General features: G+C 69.6%; 11 protein-coding genes. 8 read left to right on the plus strand and 3 right to left on the minus strand.

What is annotated here, in order from left to right; translation table 11 throughout:
* Positions 1–367: 367 nt before the first annotated feature.
* The 6 genes from KRAD_RS22260 (at position 368) to KRAD_RS22285 (ending at position 5,391) form a co-directional block, all read left to right on the plus strand.
* Positions 368–1,189, plus strand: coding sequence for a sensor domain-containing protein (locus tag KRAD_RS22260; protein ID WP_012087970.1), 822 nt, complete (start codon positions 368–370; stop codon positions 1,187–1,189).
* A gap of 182 nt (positions 1,190–1,371) precedes the next feature.
* A complete protein-coding gene (locus tag KRAD_RS27350; protein WP_275263111.1) occupies positions 1,372–1,557 on the plus strand; it encodes an RNA polymerase sigma factor in 186 nt (61 codons plus the stop codon).
* Between the two features lie 287 nt (positions 1,558–1,844).
* Positions 1,845–2,696: a hypothetical protein gene (locus KRAD_RS24760; protein WP_012087971.1), complete on the plus strand. Its 852-nt coding sequence runs from the start codon at positions 1,845–1,847 to the stop codon at positions 2,694–2,696.
* Between the two features lie 599 nt (positions 2,697–3,295).
* Positions 3,296–4,297, plus strand: a complete 1,002-nt coding sequence (locus KRAD_RS22275; RefSeq protein WP_238985870.1) for a CapA family protein — start codon at positions 3,296–3,298, stop codon at positions 4,295–4,297.
* Between the two features lie 130 nt (positions 4,298–4,427).
* Positions 4,428–4,703, plus strand: a complete 276-nt coding sequence (locus KRAD_RS25345; RefSeq protein ID WP_275263112.1) for a WhiB family transcriptional regulator — start codon at positions 4,428–4,430, stop codon at positions 4,701–4,703.
* A 295-nt stretch (positions 4,704–4,998) separates the two neighbouring features.
* Entirely contained in the window at positions 4,999–5,391 is a 393-nt protein-coding gene (locus tag KRAD_RS22285) for a hypothetical protein (protein ID WP_041292381.1), read from the plus strand.
* A gap of 700 nt (positions 5,392–6,091) precedes the next feature.
* Here the strand turns inward: KRAD_RS22285 and KRAD_RS26250 are convergent.
* Complete coding sequence (locus KRAD_RS26250; RefSeq protein WP_157873715.1) at positions 6,092–6,244, minus strand: hypothetical protein; 153 nt, start codon at positions 6,242–6,244, stop codon at positions 6,092–6,094.
* A 72-nt stretch (positions 6,245–6,316) separates the two neighbouring features.
* A complete protein-coding gene (locus tag KRAD_RS22290) occupies positions 6,317–9,088 on the minus strand; it encodes a helix-turn-helix transcriptional regulator (RefSeq protein ID WP_012087976.1) in 2,772 nt (923 codons plus the stop codon).
* A gap of 806 nt (positions 9,089–9,894) precedes the next feature.
* Between KRAD_RS22290 and KRAD_RS22295 the strand changes: the two genes are divergently transcribed.
* Both KRAD_RS22295 and KRAD_RS22300 read left to right on the plus strand, forming a co-directional pair.
* Complete coding sequence (locus KRAD_RS22295; RefSeq protein ID WP_049821360.1) at positions 9,895–10,593, plus strand: TetR/AcrR family transcriptional regulator; 699 nt, start codon at positions 9,895–9,897, stop codon at positions 10,591–10,593.
* A 333-nt stretch (positions 10,594–10,926) separates the two neighbouring features.
* Entirely contained in the window at positions 10,927–13,728 is a 2,802-nt protein-coding gene (locus KRAD_RS22300; protein WP_049821361.1) for a helix-turn-helix transcriptional regulator, read from the plus strand.
* Between the two features lie 209 nt (positions 13,729–13,937).
* On the opposite strand, the gene KRAD_RS22305 is transcribed toward KRAD_RS22300, so the two are convergent.
* A complete protein-coding gene (locus KRAD_RS22305; protein WP_157873716.1) occupies positions 13,938–15,287 on the minus strand; it encodes an FtsX-like permease family protein in 1,350 nt (449 codons plus the stop codon).
* Between the last annotated feature and the right edge of the window lie 96 nt (positions 15,288–15,383).

Genomic DNA, 15,383 nt, shown 5'->3' on the forward strand with positions numbered 1-15,383 from the left:
GCACCTGAACCCCTCGAGCAGAGTCACGGCCCGCTGTCGTGGCCCACCCCGGCCTCACACAAGCGCCAGAGCAGAGGCGACCAGGGACCATGCTCCTGCTTCGCCCCACGGCAACGCCGCGATAACACGGCCGGCGGGACGGCCGGCGGGACGGTCGGCGGGACGGTCGCCGCGGGCGGTGACTGGATGGGGGCGGATTGTTTAGGTGGCGGCGGGAAAGCTTGTGGAGGTGGTGTAACGGGGACGGGCGCGGCTACGTCCTCCTCGTGTCGGCTTCCCCACCGCGAAGACCGGCGAGGAGACGACCAGGAGCGCGCGGACCCACCGAGGCGCTTGACCTGCACACTGTGACGAAGGGGCTGACACGATGCCCGGATCAACGGAGACCGACGGCGACGACCCGCTGGTCCGCGCCCTGCGCCGCCACGACCTATCCGATCACCCGCTGGGGACGGAGGAGCTGCTGACCGGCGCGCGCCGGCGGGCCGGGCGCATCCGCACCCGCCGCCGCGCCACGCTCGCCGCGTTCGCACTGGTGGTAGCCGTACCGACCGGAATTGGGATCCTCGGCGACGGGTTCGGCGCCTCGCCGGACCCGACGGTGATCGCCGGTCCCGCCCCGAACGGGCGCCCGCAGGCCCAGCCGGTCGCGGCCACCGACATGCTCGACGACGAGACCGCGACCGCGGTGCTGCCCGGGGCGACCCGCGACAGCGGCACCGTCGAGGAGTTCGGGGCGGACGTGAACGCTGGGTTGTGTGTGGACGAGGTGTTCGCTGCGGCGACCTTGCTGGGTGGGCGCAGCGTGACGTGGGCCGTGCCCGGCGACGACGCGCGACAAGTCGTCTCCCAGACCGTGCGCCGCTTCGCCAGCGACGGGGCGGAGGACTACGTGCAGGTGGCTCGTGACCAGATCGCCGCGTGCGAGGCCGGTTCGCTTCCCGATCTGGAGACCACCGCCTGGACCATGGTCGGTGACGGCAGCACCGGCCCGGACGTCGTTACCGCCTACGCGAAGGTTCAGGACATGGAGGGCGGGTCGCTGTGGCGGGTGCGGGCGGTGCTGGAGAACGACGGGATCGTCGTCGACGTGAGCGCCGACCTCGTCCGCACCGACCCCGATGTGCTGTCGTCGACAGCGGCCGGCCTGGCCGACGCGGGCCTGAAGAAGCTCACCGGGCCGCAGTGAGCCTCACCACCCGGCCCGCGACCCGGCCCGCGACTCTCGTCCGAGGGGTGGCCGGGGTGGAACTGCGCTATGAGGAGTTTGCCGCCGCTCGCGGACTGGCGCTGTAACGCCTGGCCCGCGGCCTGCTGCGTAATCCCTCCGACGCCGAAGGCGTCACCCAGCGCTTCCCTGGCCGCGACGCGCTGCTCGCCGCGGTGCGCACGCTGCCGACCAAGCAGCGCTCGGTGGTCGCCCTGCGCTACCTCGACGAGATGGACGACGAGCGCATCGCCGACATCCTCGACATGACCACCGGTGCGGTGCGCGTCAACGCCAGCCGCGGGCTGGCGACCCTGCGCGCGGCCATGAAGCTTCCCGCACCCGTCTGACCCCCGCACCCGTCTGACCGCCGCGACGGTCAGGCCTGGGCGCCGTCTGACCTGCTCCGAGTCGCTGCCCGCTGTGAAGCGGCCTTCCCCGGACGGTGAGTTGGCTCCTGCCCGCGGCCCTCCAAAGCACCTCCGCCTAGTGCCATCGCAGAGATCAACCACTGGGACGAACCTGCTTGAAGTGCATGTAACAGCCACGCCACCTGATGCGTCTGACCCAATGACGGAGCCGGACACGCAGACAGTGCGACCGAACCTCCGCACCCGTTCGAAAGGTCACAAGCACCATGAGCACCCAGCACCGCAAGGTTGTCACCGCCGGTGTCCTCACCGCCGCCGCGCTGCTCGCGGGCGCCGGCGTGGCCAGCGCCGCCGGCCCGGTCACCGGCACCGGTACCGGCTCCGGCGCCCACGGCGTCCCCGCCGCCACGGTCATCCACTTCGCCCACGGCGCCACCGCTGCCAGCGTGAAGGGGACGGTCGGTCCCGGCGAGGACGACCGCTACGTCTTCGACGCCAAGGCCGGGCAGACCGCCAGCTTCCACCTGGCCCGCTCCACCTCCGCCCAGACCTGGACCCTCGTCGGCCCCACTGGTCCGGCGGTGCACGACGCGCACAGCTCCCGGCAGTCGGACTTCACCTACCGCCTGCCCGAGACGGGGCGCTACTACGTGGACATCGTCTCCACCCGCCCCTCCAGCTACCGCCTGGACCTGTCCATCCCGGCCAGCACCAAGCCCGCCAAGCCGACCAAGCCCGCGAAGCCCAGCACGGGCACCGAGCCGGGCAACGGGGGTGGGGTGCACGGGGACCTGCCGGTGGTGGCCGAGGCCACGAAGATCGACTTCCCGGCCGGTCGCACCAGCGCGTCGGTGACGGCGAAGGTCGGCCCGGCCGACCGCGCGGCGTACACCTTCGAAGCGAAGGCCGGGCAGCGGGCGCGGATCCAGCTCGACGGGTCCTCCACGGGGACGTTCGCGCTGATCGCCCCGGACGGGACCCCGTTGCACACCACGAAGAGCCGGAACCAGAGCGACGTGACGGTGAAGCTGCCCACCAGCGGTCTGTACCGGATCGACGTGCAGGACGCGGTGCACACCGGCACCCAGCAGGTCACCTTGACCCTGCCCCGCCGCTGAGACACCAGGCGGCAGTGAAGACGCACGCACCGCGATCTCTAGATGAGACCGCGGTGCGTGCGGCGGGCATCCGCGACCGTCGTCAGGACTTCGGGGGTCGTGACGGCGGTACCGGTGTCGATCAGGTGCATAGCACCCTGGTTTCCACCATCAACATTCACGCCGCCACGGTCACGGCCACCAACGCCAATGCCGCTGGTGATGCCGCCGTGGCATGGACGCTGCCCTGGCATGGACGTCGACCTGACATGAACGTTCGTCCGCGATACCTCCAACGACCAGCGCGGCTGCCGTACGCGACACCGTCGGGGGACGGCTTGGAGCTCTGCTCACCGTCAAGGCCTCTAGCTCGAATCCGGCGGGTCATCCGCGATGGGATGTGGCGGGTGTGGCCTCGCCTCGAAGAGGCGCAACACGACAGCGCAGACGGGGTTCGCCCAGGACCGACTATGTCGCGGCGGCAGATGACAGTCGCTCGACGGATGCCGTCGCGGATGTCGCTCAAGCATCCTGCTCCCGTGCCACGACCCCCTCGACTTCTTACAAACAGGCCCTCCCTCCGGCGGTGGGTGCCCTCGGCGGCCGTCCTCGTGCTGCTGATGAGCGGCTGTTCCAGTGCACCGACGGCCGGCAGGGACGAAGCGATGGGGGTTGCCCATGCGCCGGGGCCGGTTACGGTTGCCGTCGCCGGCGATGTTCACTTCGAGGGCTCCAGTGCGGCGGCACTGCAGCCAGACGGACTGCGTCCGGTGGCTCCGGTGCTCAGCGCCGCCGACCTGAGCCTTGTCAACCTGGAGACGGCCGTCACCGAGCGGGGTCAGCCCGCCGCGAAGCAGTACACCTTTCGGGCTCCGGCGGCGGCGTTGACGGCCCTGCGAGGCGCGGGCGTGGACGTCATCGGCATGGCCAACAATCACAGCCTCGACTACGGCAGCGTCGGGCTCTCGGACACCCTGGCTGCTGGGCGAGCCGCGAAGCTCCCCCTCATCGGCATCGGGCAGGACGCCGAGCAGGCTTTCCGGCCCTACACGGTCAACATCCGGGGTCACCGGGTGGCGGTCCTGGCCGCCACCCAGGTGCTGGACTCCTCACTGGTTCAGCAGTGGACGGCGACGAAAGAGCACCCCGGAGTTGCTGCGGTGCAGAACGCGACGGGACAGAAGCTGCTGCTAGCGGCGGTGAAGACCGCGGAGGAGCAAGCGGACTCGGTGATCGTGCTGATGCACTGGGGTCAGGAACGCAACACCTGCCCCCTGCCGCGGCAGGAGTCTCTGGCCGGCGACCTCATCAGCGCCGGCGCTGACGCGGTGGTGGGCTCGCACGCTCACGTGCAGCTCGGCAACGGCTGGCTCACTAAAGACGGGCGTAAAGGCTTCGTGGACTACGGGCTGGGCAATTTCGTGTTCTACGCCCGCGGTGGCGCTGCCGCACAGTCGGGTGTCCTGACCCTGCCCGCCGCTGGCGGCGTCTCCTCTGCCGCCTGGCAACCAGCGCGGATCAGTGGCGGGGTTCCGCAGCCCTTGAGTGGAGCTGACTCCGATAGGGCAGTGGCGGACAAGGAGGCGCTACGGGGATGCACCGATCTCGCGTCACGTCCTTGAGCAGCCGGCACCAGTCCTCCAGCACCCATACTCCGGCAACAATTCTGCGGTACCAATCCTCCTGGCACCGTTCGCGGGGGGCAGCACCAAGAAATAGTGGAGAGTTCGCATGAGGTCAACGGCACCGATGATGAGCCCCACCTTCGCTGCCTGGGGGTGGCAACTGCAGGGTGCATGCCGGGAGGCGGACCCGGAGTTGCTCTTCCACCACGATACGGAGCGAGGGACAGGCCGCCGCCATCGCGAAGCCGCAGCCTTGGGGGTGTGCGCTGAGTGTCAGGTGCTGCGCCGATGCCGTCAGTATGCCCTGGCCCAGGGTGAGAGCAACGGCGTGTGGGGTGGGCTGACCGAGGAGCAACGGCGCCACCTGTGGGCTGGTGAGCCGCAAAGCGCATCCAGCACATGATTGCTACCGCGTACCAGGCCTCCATCAGTCCTGGGGAGTACGCCGTCGCCGTGTCCCACGCCGTCATACGCTCGCGCGGCAGCACCGAGCGTGTCCCGCATCGTGGCGGCGCGCACTGTTGGTACCAGGTGGTTAAAGGTGGCCCCTCTGGCGATTGCTGCGAGCCCCTACCGTGGTGTCAGGCCCTGCTGCCAGGTGCGTACACGCGCCGATACCGATGCCGATACCAATACCGACGTCGATACCGCTGCCGCGGTCGGTGCGAAGTCGACCCCACGATGAGCAGACCTTAGCGATGTCTCGATCCGCGATCGATCAGGCCATGGTCACCGCGATGGTGACGTCTGCAGCGGAACGTGCTGCTGAGTGTCACCCCCGGTTCGCGGACGTGGTGCGCGCCGAGCTGACGCTTCTGCACGAACAGTTGCTGCGTGCCTCACGCTCGGTCTCCACCGGGGACGCTGCAACCAGTGCGCCGCCTTCCGCGCAGGGGTGGCAGGACTACGTGAACGCGCTGGATCGCGGGTTGAGTGAGTTGCAGGTGGAGATCGATCGCGCCGCCGAGCGTCCCGGGGCCGACCATATGCAGGGGCGTGCGGTGATGACGCTGCGCTGCCGTGCTTTAGCGTTGCTCACCCGCCCGCAGATCGGAGGAGGAGCCGAGCGGGAGGCTTCCGGGGACAGGTAGATCGACGCGGACATCGAATGCGTCAGGCGGAGGAGCTGACTCCACGGGCGAAGGTGCCTCGTCCACCCGGTGGACTTCTGAGCGTCCGCAGGCTACATCGGGCGGTGTCGCTCGCCCTGCCGGGTGAACGAGTAGACCGCTGCTCGTCATAAGGGTCGGGTAAGCGAGCATCCATCGGTCGGGGCATGTCGCCGGCCCGGTGCTCCGAAGGTGCGGAGCCGACGGTGGTGGCCCGTCGGAGGCGCGCAGCAGCCATCAGGTCAGGTAGGCGCTGCAGGTGACGCAGGGCGTTGCAGGTCACGCAGGCGCTGCGAGCGCCCGCCGCAGCGACCACGCAGAGTTGCCCGCTTTGTCGCGGTTGCTCCATCAGGCCGTCGATGTGGCCACGGGGGCGCACACCTGTCATGGCGCGCCCCGACGTCCATGTCTTCGCCGTTGCCGACGTCGTCGCGGCCACGACGAGGGTGAGCATGGTGTTCGCCAGAGTGACCTTGAGCAACCGCGACACGACAAGCAGGTGGTGTAGCTGGCCACGCAGGATGGACGCGTCGTGCACGAGCGCCTGCGACGACGCGGCACCGGCCCCACCACGACGGGCACGGGGAGGGGCGGTGCCGCCGCCACCCAGGGGGCCAGCGCACCGCCGCTCATCAGGTGGGCTCGGCTGCTGGTGCTGGTGCTGAGGGTGCCGGCAAGGGCGTCAGCCGTGGCGGGCGACGACGTCGATGCTGTAGTCGTCGTGCTGCTGGTGGACGACACGCTCGACACCGCAGGCCATCGGAACCGCCGAACGCGATGCGGCTGTGATCGTTGCGACGCTTGGCTCATCTACGAGGTTCGCCCTGATCTGCACCTGAGGTTGCTGCGGTTGACGTGCGAGCTGGACTGCTTCCGCAAGCTCCCGTCAGGGCACCCAGGCGTGTGTTCAGAACTTCGTTGTCTCCCGTGCGGGCGGCATGACCTGGGCCAGCTGTTGGCGGTTGCTGATGCCCAGCTTGGGGAAGACACGGTAGAGGTGGCTTGAGACGGTCCGATGGGACAGGTAGAGGTGGTCCCCGATCTGCTTGTTGGTCAGGCCGAGCGCGGCAAGCTCGGCGATCTGCCGTTCCTGAGACGTAAGGATCTCCTCGACGGAGGAGGCAGCGTTGACCAGCGAACGCGCTGCGCCTGATGCTCGCAGCTCCCTACGAGCCCGCTCAGCCCACGGGCGCGCCCCTTGCGCCTCAAAGACGTGCAGCGCCTCCTCCAAGTGCGTGCGGGCATCCAGTGGACGTCGCCGACGACGCAGCCACTCGCCGTACGCCAGGCTACTGCGCGCCGTTTCCAGGAGGGCGGCGCTGGTGTGCCCGCACTCGATGGATGCGACGAAGTGGCGTTCCGCCTGTTCGTCGTCGCTCAGCAGAGCACGGCTGCGGTGCACCAACGTCCATAGGTATGGCGAGGCGACTATGGCAGCGGCCCGCTCGACAGCGTCCACGGCCCGTTGCGCCGCGGCTTCCTGCCCGCAGCGCACCGCTGCCTCTGTCAGGTCCGCCAGCGCCCACGCAGCCGTCCCAGGATGCACCGCCGTTCCCTGTAGTTCCAGCCACGCGTTGCGGTGATCCTCTTGTCCCAGAGCGGCAAGTCCTGCAGCCCAGGATGCAACTGCTGTTTCCTGCAACCGTGGCGCTCCAGCGGGCTGCCGGCTCAAACGGACGGCGGTCGATGCCGCTTCGATGTCGCCACGCCACGCGTGTGCGAGCGCGGCGGCGGCGTAGGCGACGGCCATGACGGGGCCCATCACGGATTCGGAGACCAACCGCAGCGCAAGCTCGGCGTTATCCAGCGCTGACGTGAGATCACCGAAGGTGACGTTGAACCGCGCCAGAGAGGTCAGGACCTGCGCTTCATCGCCACTTGCGCCCACCTGGTGCAACTGCTCCCTGCCTGCCAGCCAGGCGGCCATCGCGGTGGGCAGGTCGTGCAGCGCCTCGGCGGCTGCGCCGAGGGCCAGCATAACGCGCAGGTCGGTGCGTACCAGGGGCAGCAGCGCAGGCATCTGCGGCAGCAGCACTGGAGCGTAGGTCAGCGGATCGAGCATGGCGAGCGCGGTCTGTTGGGAGGGGAGAGCTGCTCCTGGGTCAAGGGCGAGCAACTCCGCAGCCACGGCCTGCTTGACGTGGTCAGGGTGCGGGCGTGAGACGCACAGCACGGCTACAGCCCAGAGCAGGTGGGTGCGTTCCATCCCTGCGTCTTTTCCGCCGGGGCCCGCAAGCTGACGCGCAGTCGCCAGCAGGCTTTCGGCGCTACGGGCCGGAACACCGGCCATGACGTCCAGACCGACCTCGCTGGAGGCCAGTTCGCTGACCGTGAAGGCGCTGGTCGCCAGCGGCACTGCTTCCCGCAATACCTGCGTCGCGAAGTGGTTGCGGCCGGCTTGGCGCGCCGTCTCGGCAGCTCGTGCCAGGCGCTCCACGCGGTCCTCTGTGCTCGGGGACAGTTGCGCGGCTCGATGGAAGGCTGTCGCCGCTTCGGCACGCGCACCACGTCGAAGCGCTTCTTCCCCGGCGCCCACCAGGGCGGCAGCGACCACCTCATCGGGGCCGTCCGCCACTGCCGCTTTGTGCCACGCCGCCCGGGCCGGGTCTAGTGCAGCGGATGCGAGCAGGTGGTGCGCCTCGGCTCGTTGCGCTGCCGTTGCGGCTGAGTAGATTGCCGAAGGAACGAGGGGGTGTCGAAAGTGGTAACGACCCTCACGCACAGCCAACAGCCCAGAGCGCTCTAGCGGGGTGAGGTCGTCACTGCGGTAGCGCTGACCGCCCAGACCACTCAGACCGGTCAAGCCCGCCAAGCGGGCGGCTGCGGCCAGCTGCGGCATGGGCAGGTCGGCGCCGGCAGCCGCCAGCAGCAGAAGGCGCCTGCTGCCTTCCGGTAGATTCTCCGCCTCGGAGACAAAGGTGGCCTCCAATCGCTGAGTGACCGGCAGACGTTGCAGCAACATCTCCGGCGGCGGGCCGCCATCGACGTGCAGACCCGCCAGAGCAGCGGGTAGCTCCCGCAGCGCCAACGGATTGCCAGCAGCCTCCTCCAGGACTCGCTGGCGCAGCCAACCGGAGGCGGGGCCGCCGGAAGCATCCAGGAGCTCGCCAGACTGCTTCTGGTCGAGAGGACCCAGTACGAGAACGTCTTCCGGTGGCAACCACGCCACATCTGCAAAGGGCGAGTCGGTGCGCAGGGTCATCACCAGCAGAATGGGGGCGTTGCTCAACCGTCGCGCCAAGAACTGCACCACAGTGGCGCTGGAGTGATCCAGCCACTGCAGGTCCTCCACGACGATCAGCAGAGGTTGGTGAGCGGCCACCTCCTCCAGCAGCCCCAGCGCCGCCAAGCTCGTGAGGAAGTGGTCGGGTGTCGCGGTTCCATCGTCTCCGAAAGCAGCCATCAAGGCTGTGCGCTGGCGCGCCGGCAGGGTGCGAGCCACATTGATCACCGGGTGCAGCAGGTCCCGCAACCCTTCGTAGCCTGATGCAGCCACCTGCTGCCGGCCACTGCACCGCAGCTCCTGGAATCCGGCGGCGCGGGCCATGCGGGCGGCTTCCTCCGCGAGCGTGCTCTTCCCGATCCCTGCCTCACCGGCAATGACGACCGCGCGTCCCTGGTCTTGCGTCGTGGAGACCAGGGTGTTCATGAGGGCCAATTCATGATCGCGTCCGATCATCGTGGCGCTCCTTGCTCGATCTTGAACCTTGACGACACTGCGGATACTCAAGGACACCGGACGGTGTGGGCGCCGCGGCGGTGCCCCAGCGAACTCGCAGGGCTGGTGGAGGTGCACCATGCACCTGCACCATGCACCTGCACCCACGTGTCCTGCGTGCTCGGCTTGGCCGATCATAGAGGAGGGTCGGTACGTGAAGGGACGAATGCACAGAACCGCCACGCGGCCCGGCATCAATTGAGCTGATTCATCGCTGAACAACGACGACGAGATGCGGTTGTTTCCGAGTCCTGCTCACGTCAGCCGCCGCAACAATGTTTGTGCTGCACCCCGTGAGGGCGGCAGGATTTGCCACCTGGAAGCAAAATATTTCCGTCACCTGGCGTGGCTAAAACGGTAAGCCGGACAGGTTACCTCGCCACGATGATTTCGCCCGAAACAACTCGCCACCAAGCTGGGTGGGTTCAGGCCAGCTGGCTGCATGCGACGAGCGGGGCGCATCAAATTTCTCGGACCGCACCCCTCACAACACTCCCGATGCGCGTGACGTGGATCGGCGCCTACATTGAATCGACGCGTCTGAACGCCTCATCGAATATTGAAGTCCAATACGAGCGGGTGGGTGGGCTGACTATCAGTCGGCCTTGTAGACCTCAGCTGAGGCAGCGGAAGCTTTCTTCTATCCGAGTCATCACGCTTCGCAGAGCGACGAGTATCACGGTTAGTGCGGCTTGCTGACGACTCACTGACGGTAGCTGTCTCCATCGGTGCCGGGTGGGGCGGTGGGTCGTGGTTACCCTGAGCGTGTGCCGCCTCCCAGCTTTCAGCGCGCGCGGTCTGCGCTGCGCAAGCAGCAGCGTGCTACGGATCTGCTGGAAGCGGCCCGGGCCTTGGCGTGTGAGCAGAGCCTGCGCACTCTCACTCTGACCGCCATCGCCGCTCGTGCCGGTGTCCACGTCTCGGGTGTTCGTCGCTACTTCGCCTCCCGTGAAGACATCCTCTTGACCTTGGCCGGGCAGGAGTGGCGCGTCTGGGGTGCGGAGGTCACCGCTGCCGTCTTGGGTGCCCAGGCGCCGATCAGTGCGCACGATCTTGGTCGCATCCTGGCTTCTGCTTTCGTCCAGCACCCTCTCTTCTGCGATCTGATGGGTCATGTCCCGCTCAGCTTGGAGCCGGAGGCGGCGCCGGACTGTGTTCGCACCTATGAGCTGATCCGGGCCGGTGCGCTGGGTGAGGTCGCCGACGCCGTCGCAGCGCAAGTGCCTTCGCTGGACCGTCCGCGAGCCGCTGAGCTTCTGGCGACCGCTGTGGTGCTCGCCGGCCCGTTGTGGCACCAGACGACTCAGCCGACGTCTACCCCTAAGGCGGGGGATGCCTCGGGGGATGCCTCGGGGGATGCCCTGGGAGACGGCTTGGCGGGGGGTGTGGAGGATGGCTTCACTGAACGCCTCAGCCGGGTGCTGGATGCGCTCGTCCGCGGCTTGAGCACCCCCTCCGCGATCTGAGCGCACCCGGGGTCTCCTCGCTGGGGGCCTGCAGTCGATGAACGGTGCGTGGTGCACCACGGTGCCCGCTGGGTGGCGGGTGGAGCTGTCGCTGGCTGTCGTCGGTGGCTGCTGTCCACTGCTTGGTGGGCGCCAGGATTGGGCGCCAGAACTCGGTGCCAGGACAGGACAACGCAAGGTCGTTGCGTTGTTGCTGTTGCCGTGGCACCCTAGGCACGGCCCGCGCCGGCGCGTGGCTTCGCCGAGCACGAGTGGCGTGGAGTCGGCGTGTTGCCGAGACGCCCACGCGACCCACCCCTGGCCCGGCGATGGTTGAGGGGGAAGGGGCTAAGCGTGATCGGGCGCGAGCCGGAACTGGCTGAGCTGCAGAAGCTGCTCGAGTCGGTCACGGCCTCCGGTGTCGGCAAGGTCGCAGTGGTCGAGGGCGAAGCCGGCATCGGCAAGACGGCCCTGGTCACCGCCTTCGCCCAGACCGCCACCGCAGCGGGGGTCCGCCGGCTGCGCTGCGCGGGCTTCCAGCGTGAGGCGCTGGCTGGGTTCGCGGCCCTGCACGAGCTCCTGCACCCGGTGCTGGATCAGGCTGAGACCTTGCCTCCTCGCCAGCGTGCGGCCCTGCTGACCGCTTTCGGCTTGCAGGAGGGTCCGGCACCGGACCGGCTGCTCATCAGCCTGGCCGTGCTGGGCCTGCTGGAGGAGGTCGCGGCCAGCCAGCCGCTGCTGCTGCTCATCGAGGACGCGCCGTGGCTGGACCCCTCCAGTGCGGAGGTCCTCGGCTTCCTGGCTCGCCGCCTGGAGGGGGCACCGATCCTGCTGGTGGCCACCGTCCGCACCGCTGGCAGTGACAGCGCTCCCGCTGAACGAGGCAGCGAGGTCCTGCAGTCCTCCGCCGCGGCCCGGATCCAACTGTCCGCACTGTCCCACGAACACTCCGAGCAACTCCTCGACACCGTCGCCGCCTCCGGCGATCTGGCGGCGGCGATGCGTCGGCGCGTGCTGCAGGAGGCCGGCGGCAACCCCCTGGCCCTGCGGGAGTTCACCAGTGCCCTGCGCGCTCGCGGTCTCGGCGAGCAGCCCCCGACCAGCGCGCCGCTGCCCACCACCCGCCGCCTGGAAGCGGCGTTCCTTTCCGAGGTCGCGGACCTGCCGCAGAACAGCCGCACCCTGCTGCTGCTGGCCGCCGCCGGCGAGGAAGCCTCCCTGCCGCAGCTGCTCACCGCCGGGCACGTCCTGGGCCTGAGCCCTCAGGACCTGGTGGCCCTGGAACGCGCTGACCTGGTCACCGTGATCGGTGACCGGCTCCAGCTGCGTCACCCCCTGCTGCGCTCGGCCGTCTACGGCGCCGCGTCGGTCATCGAGCGCGCCGCGGCCCACCGGGTCCTGGCCACCGCGGTCACCGACAGCGCACGCGCTGCCTGGCACCGCTCAGCGGCCACCTTCGGGCGCGATGAGTCCGTCGCGGCGGCGCTGGAGTCCTCCGCCGACCACGCTGCTGAGCGCGGTGCCCGAGCCGAAGCCGCCGCTGCTCTGCGCCGGGCCGCCGAGCTGTCCCCCGACCCCGACGAGCAGGTCCGGCGCCTGATCCAGGCCGCGGAACTGGCCCGTCAGGCGGGTCTGGTCGAGACCGTCGAGCAGACCATCCAGCTGGCTGAGCCGCTGGCCGTGACCCCCCAGCGTCGCTACGAGCTCTCGCAGGTGCGCGGGATCCTGGGCACCTACATCGGCAAGGACAACGACAACACCGCCGACCAGTTCGCCTTCGCCCACGCGCTCGCCGGCGCCTCAGGGACAGACCTGCCCCAGGTGCGGGCCCGCGTCCTGACCGCAGCGGCTTTCGGCGTCATCAACCGCACCACCGGCGACATCGCCCAGGACGCGGCGAAGCGCCGCGAGGTCTACGACGCGCTGGCCGCGATCGACCTCGGCGGCTGGGACGACTACCAGCAGCTGGGGCTCGCCGCCCTGGACCCCCTGGGCCGGGCGCAGGTGATGCGACCGGTCCTGCCCGACCTCGCCCGGTCCCTGGGCGACAACCTACCGCTGCTGCTCGGGGTGGGGCAGGTCGCGGAGCACCTGCACGACCTGACGACCGCGCGCTTCGCGTGGGCGACGACGGCGGAGGAGTTCAACCGCAGCGGCACCTCAGGAGACGTCGGCCAGTCACTGGCCTTGCTGGCCAACCTGCGCCTCATCGCCGGTCAGGTCGGCGAGGCACGCGCCGACGGGGAGAACGCCCGTCGCATGGCCCTGGACCTGGGGCTGCCGGTCGTCGCCGCCGCTGCGGAGGCGGGCTTAGCTCGTACCTACCTGTGGGCTGGGCGCCCGCAGGAAGCCGCCGCCGCGGTGCGACGGGCCCGCCAGCACCACTCCGGCACTCAGATCGTGCAGGCCGCCGCCAACATCTCCTGGTCGGCCGGCCTCGTCGCGCTGCACGAGCGCCGCTACAGCGACGCGCTGGCAGAAATGCGCGCCGTCGGACTGCACCGCGCCCACGCGCAGTGGGCGGTGGCGGACCTCACCGAGGCCGCGGTGCGCTGCGGGCGCGGTGACGAGGTCGAAGAGTTCGTCGCCCAGGTCGAGCACGCCGCGGGAGTACTGCAGTCAGGTCTCCTGGCGATGCTCGTGCATCGCAGTCGCGCCCTGCTCTCCGACGGGCCGGCGGCCGGCGATCACTTCGAGGCGGCCCTGACCGCGGGCGAGGGCAGCGGCGCCCCGCTGGAGGTGGCCCGCACCCACCTGCTGTACGGGCAGTGGTTGCGTCGAACCCGCCGCGTCCTGGAGGCACGCAGGCACCTCGGTGACGCCTTGCGTCAGTTCGAAGCTACCGGTGGGAGCTCCAGTTCCCTCGCCGTTCGCGCTACGGCTGAGCTGCGTGCCGCCGGCAGCGCGCCCTCCCAGCGCGTCGAAGCCCCCACCACGTGGATGCTGACGGCGCAGGAACTGCAGATCGCTCAGCTGGCCGCGGAAGGTCTGACGAACAAGGAGATCGCCGACCGTCTGTACCTCTCCCACCGCACCGTCTCCTCCCACCTGTACCGGGTCTTCCCCAAGCTGGGCATCGCCCACCGACATCAACTGCGCGACGCGTTGAGCTACGCCCACGACCAAGAGAACCGGACTTCGGCATCAGGTGTCTGAGACCAATGCTCGAGGAAGGCTCCCGGCCAGTCCTCCGCCGAGGTGCTCCTCAAGCGGGGGGAACCACCACGAAACGGCCCCGCGCCCACGGCGTCACCGCTCTCTGCCCGCCTGCCCGCGTGACTGCCGGTCCAACAGCACATTTCGCGGCACGCCGCACCCCGCTGCGAAGAAGTGCTTCAGCAGGGTCGTGACGTGCTGGTCGATGCTCAATCCACGCTCAGCGCAGGCGCCAGGTCCCGCCGCAGCGCCAGCAGCGTGGTAGGAACCGTCGCCGCCAGCAGCAGCAGCAGTCCCGCGCCCGCGGTCGCAGCGACCGCACCTGCACCGAACGCCGGCGTCGTGAACCCTCCCGCGTCCGCCGTGGCCCACGCCGCGACTCCCGCGGTGACGATGACGGCCACTAGACCCAGCACCGTCGCCGTGACCGCGTAGATCACCGACTCCCACACTGCACCCAGCAGGACCACGCCGTGGCTCCCGCCGGCGGCCCGCACCAGCGCTGATTCGCGATCGCGCACCCGCCCGGACATGAACACCGTCGCCGCCGCACCGATCGCCGCTAGCAACAACGGGCCGCCGATGAGCAGCACCGCCGTCTGCAGCGGCGGCGCCGGCGGTTCCTGGCCCGTCTGCACCGCCACCGCCGCGCGCACGGTGTTCGTGGCCGCGTACAGGCCACCGGAGAAGGCCACGGCCATCACCAGCGGGCTGGTCGTGGCGCTGGTGCGGGCGGTCCCGTGCGCGGCTGCGTGGGCGGCCAGGAACCACGACGCCGAGACGTGCGAGGGCACCAGGGCGGTCCAGGTACGGAGGAAAGGCGCATAGATCAGTGGACTCAAGGTGATCACCACGCCCGCCACCAAGGGCCCCACCAGCATCAGCGGCACCTGCACCTGCTCCAGGGGGGTGTCACGGACGCTGATCACCAGCAGCACCACGAGCGCGGCGAGGACGACGGCGCCGACCCGGCGGCGCCGGCTCATGGGTGCCAGCGGTGGATCGGCCTCACGGACCAGCGCCATCCCGCTCGTGCGCGAGGCGGCCCGGGCAGCACGCCGCCCCCCGAGGGTGACGACGAGGGTGACAACAGCGACGACAGTTGCCGCGGCGGGTGCTCCGAACCTCAAGGGCAACCCCTGCAGACCGCTCGATCCCACCAGCACCCAACGGCAGAACGGCAGCACCAGGGGCGCGGCGAGCACAGTGCCGATCAGCGCGCCGGTCAAGGCCACCAGCAGCAGCTGGGTCAGCACGATCACACGCATCTGGCGGGGGTTCATGCCGATCAGCTGCCACAAGGCGTGGGAGCGCTGCTGGGAGCTGATTGTCAACTGCGCGATCGAGGAGAGCACCACCAGAGTGGCGACCGCGGTGAAGAAGACGACCACCCCGGCGATGGGGTACAACGCCACCGCCGCCATCGCGTCGCTCTCCGCAGCCGTTTGCAGCAGGCACGCCGCAACAGCACCCACCGCCGCCGCGGTTCCCGCTACCACCCCCGCGCCGACCCAGGTGCGCAGATCAGCCAGCAGTTCCCCGACGACCAGCCTCGCCATCAGCCCCCGTCCCGCCGTCACGACGTCTCCCCCTCCCCGTCCCCACCGCGGCGCTGTTCACTGCGGCGCTCCCCGTCCTCTCGACGGTCTCCAACA

The sequence above is a fragment of the Kineococcus radiotolerans SRS30216 = ATCC BAA-149 genome (assembly GCF_000017305.1).
GTDB lineage: Bacteria > Actinomycetota > Actinomycetes > Actinomycetales > Kineococcaceae > Kineococcus > Kineococcus radiotolerans.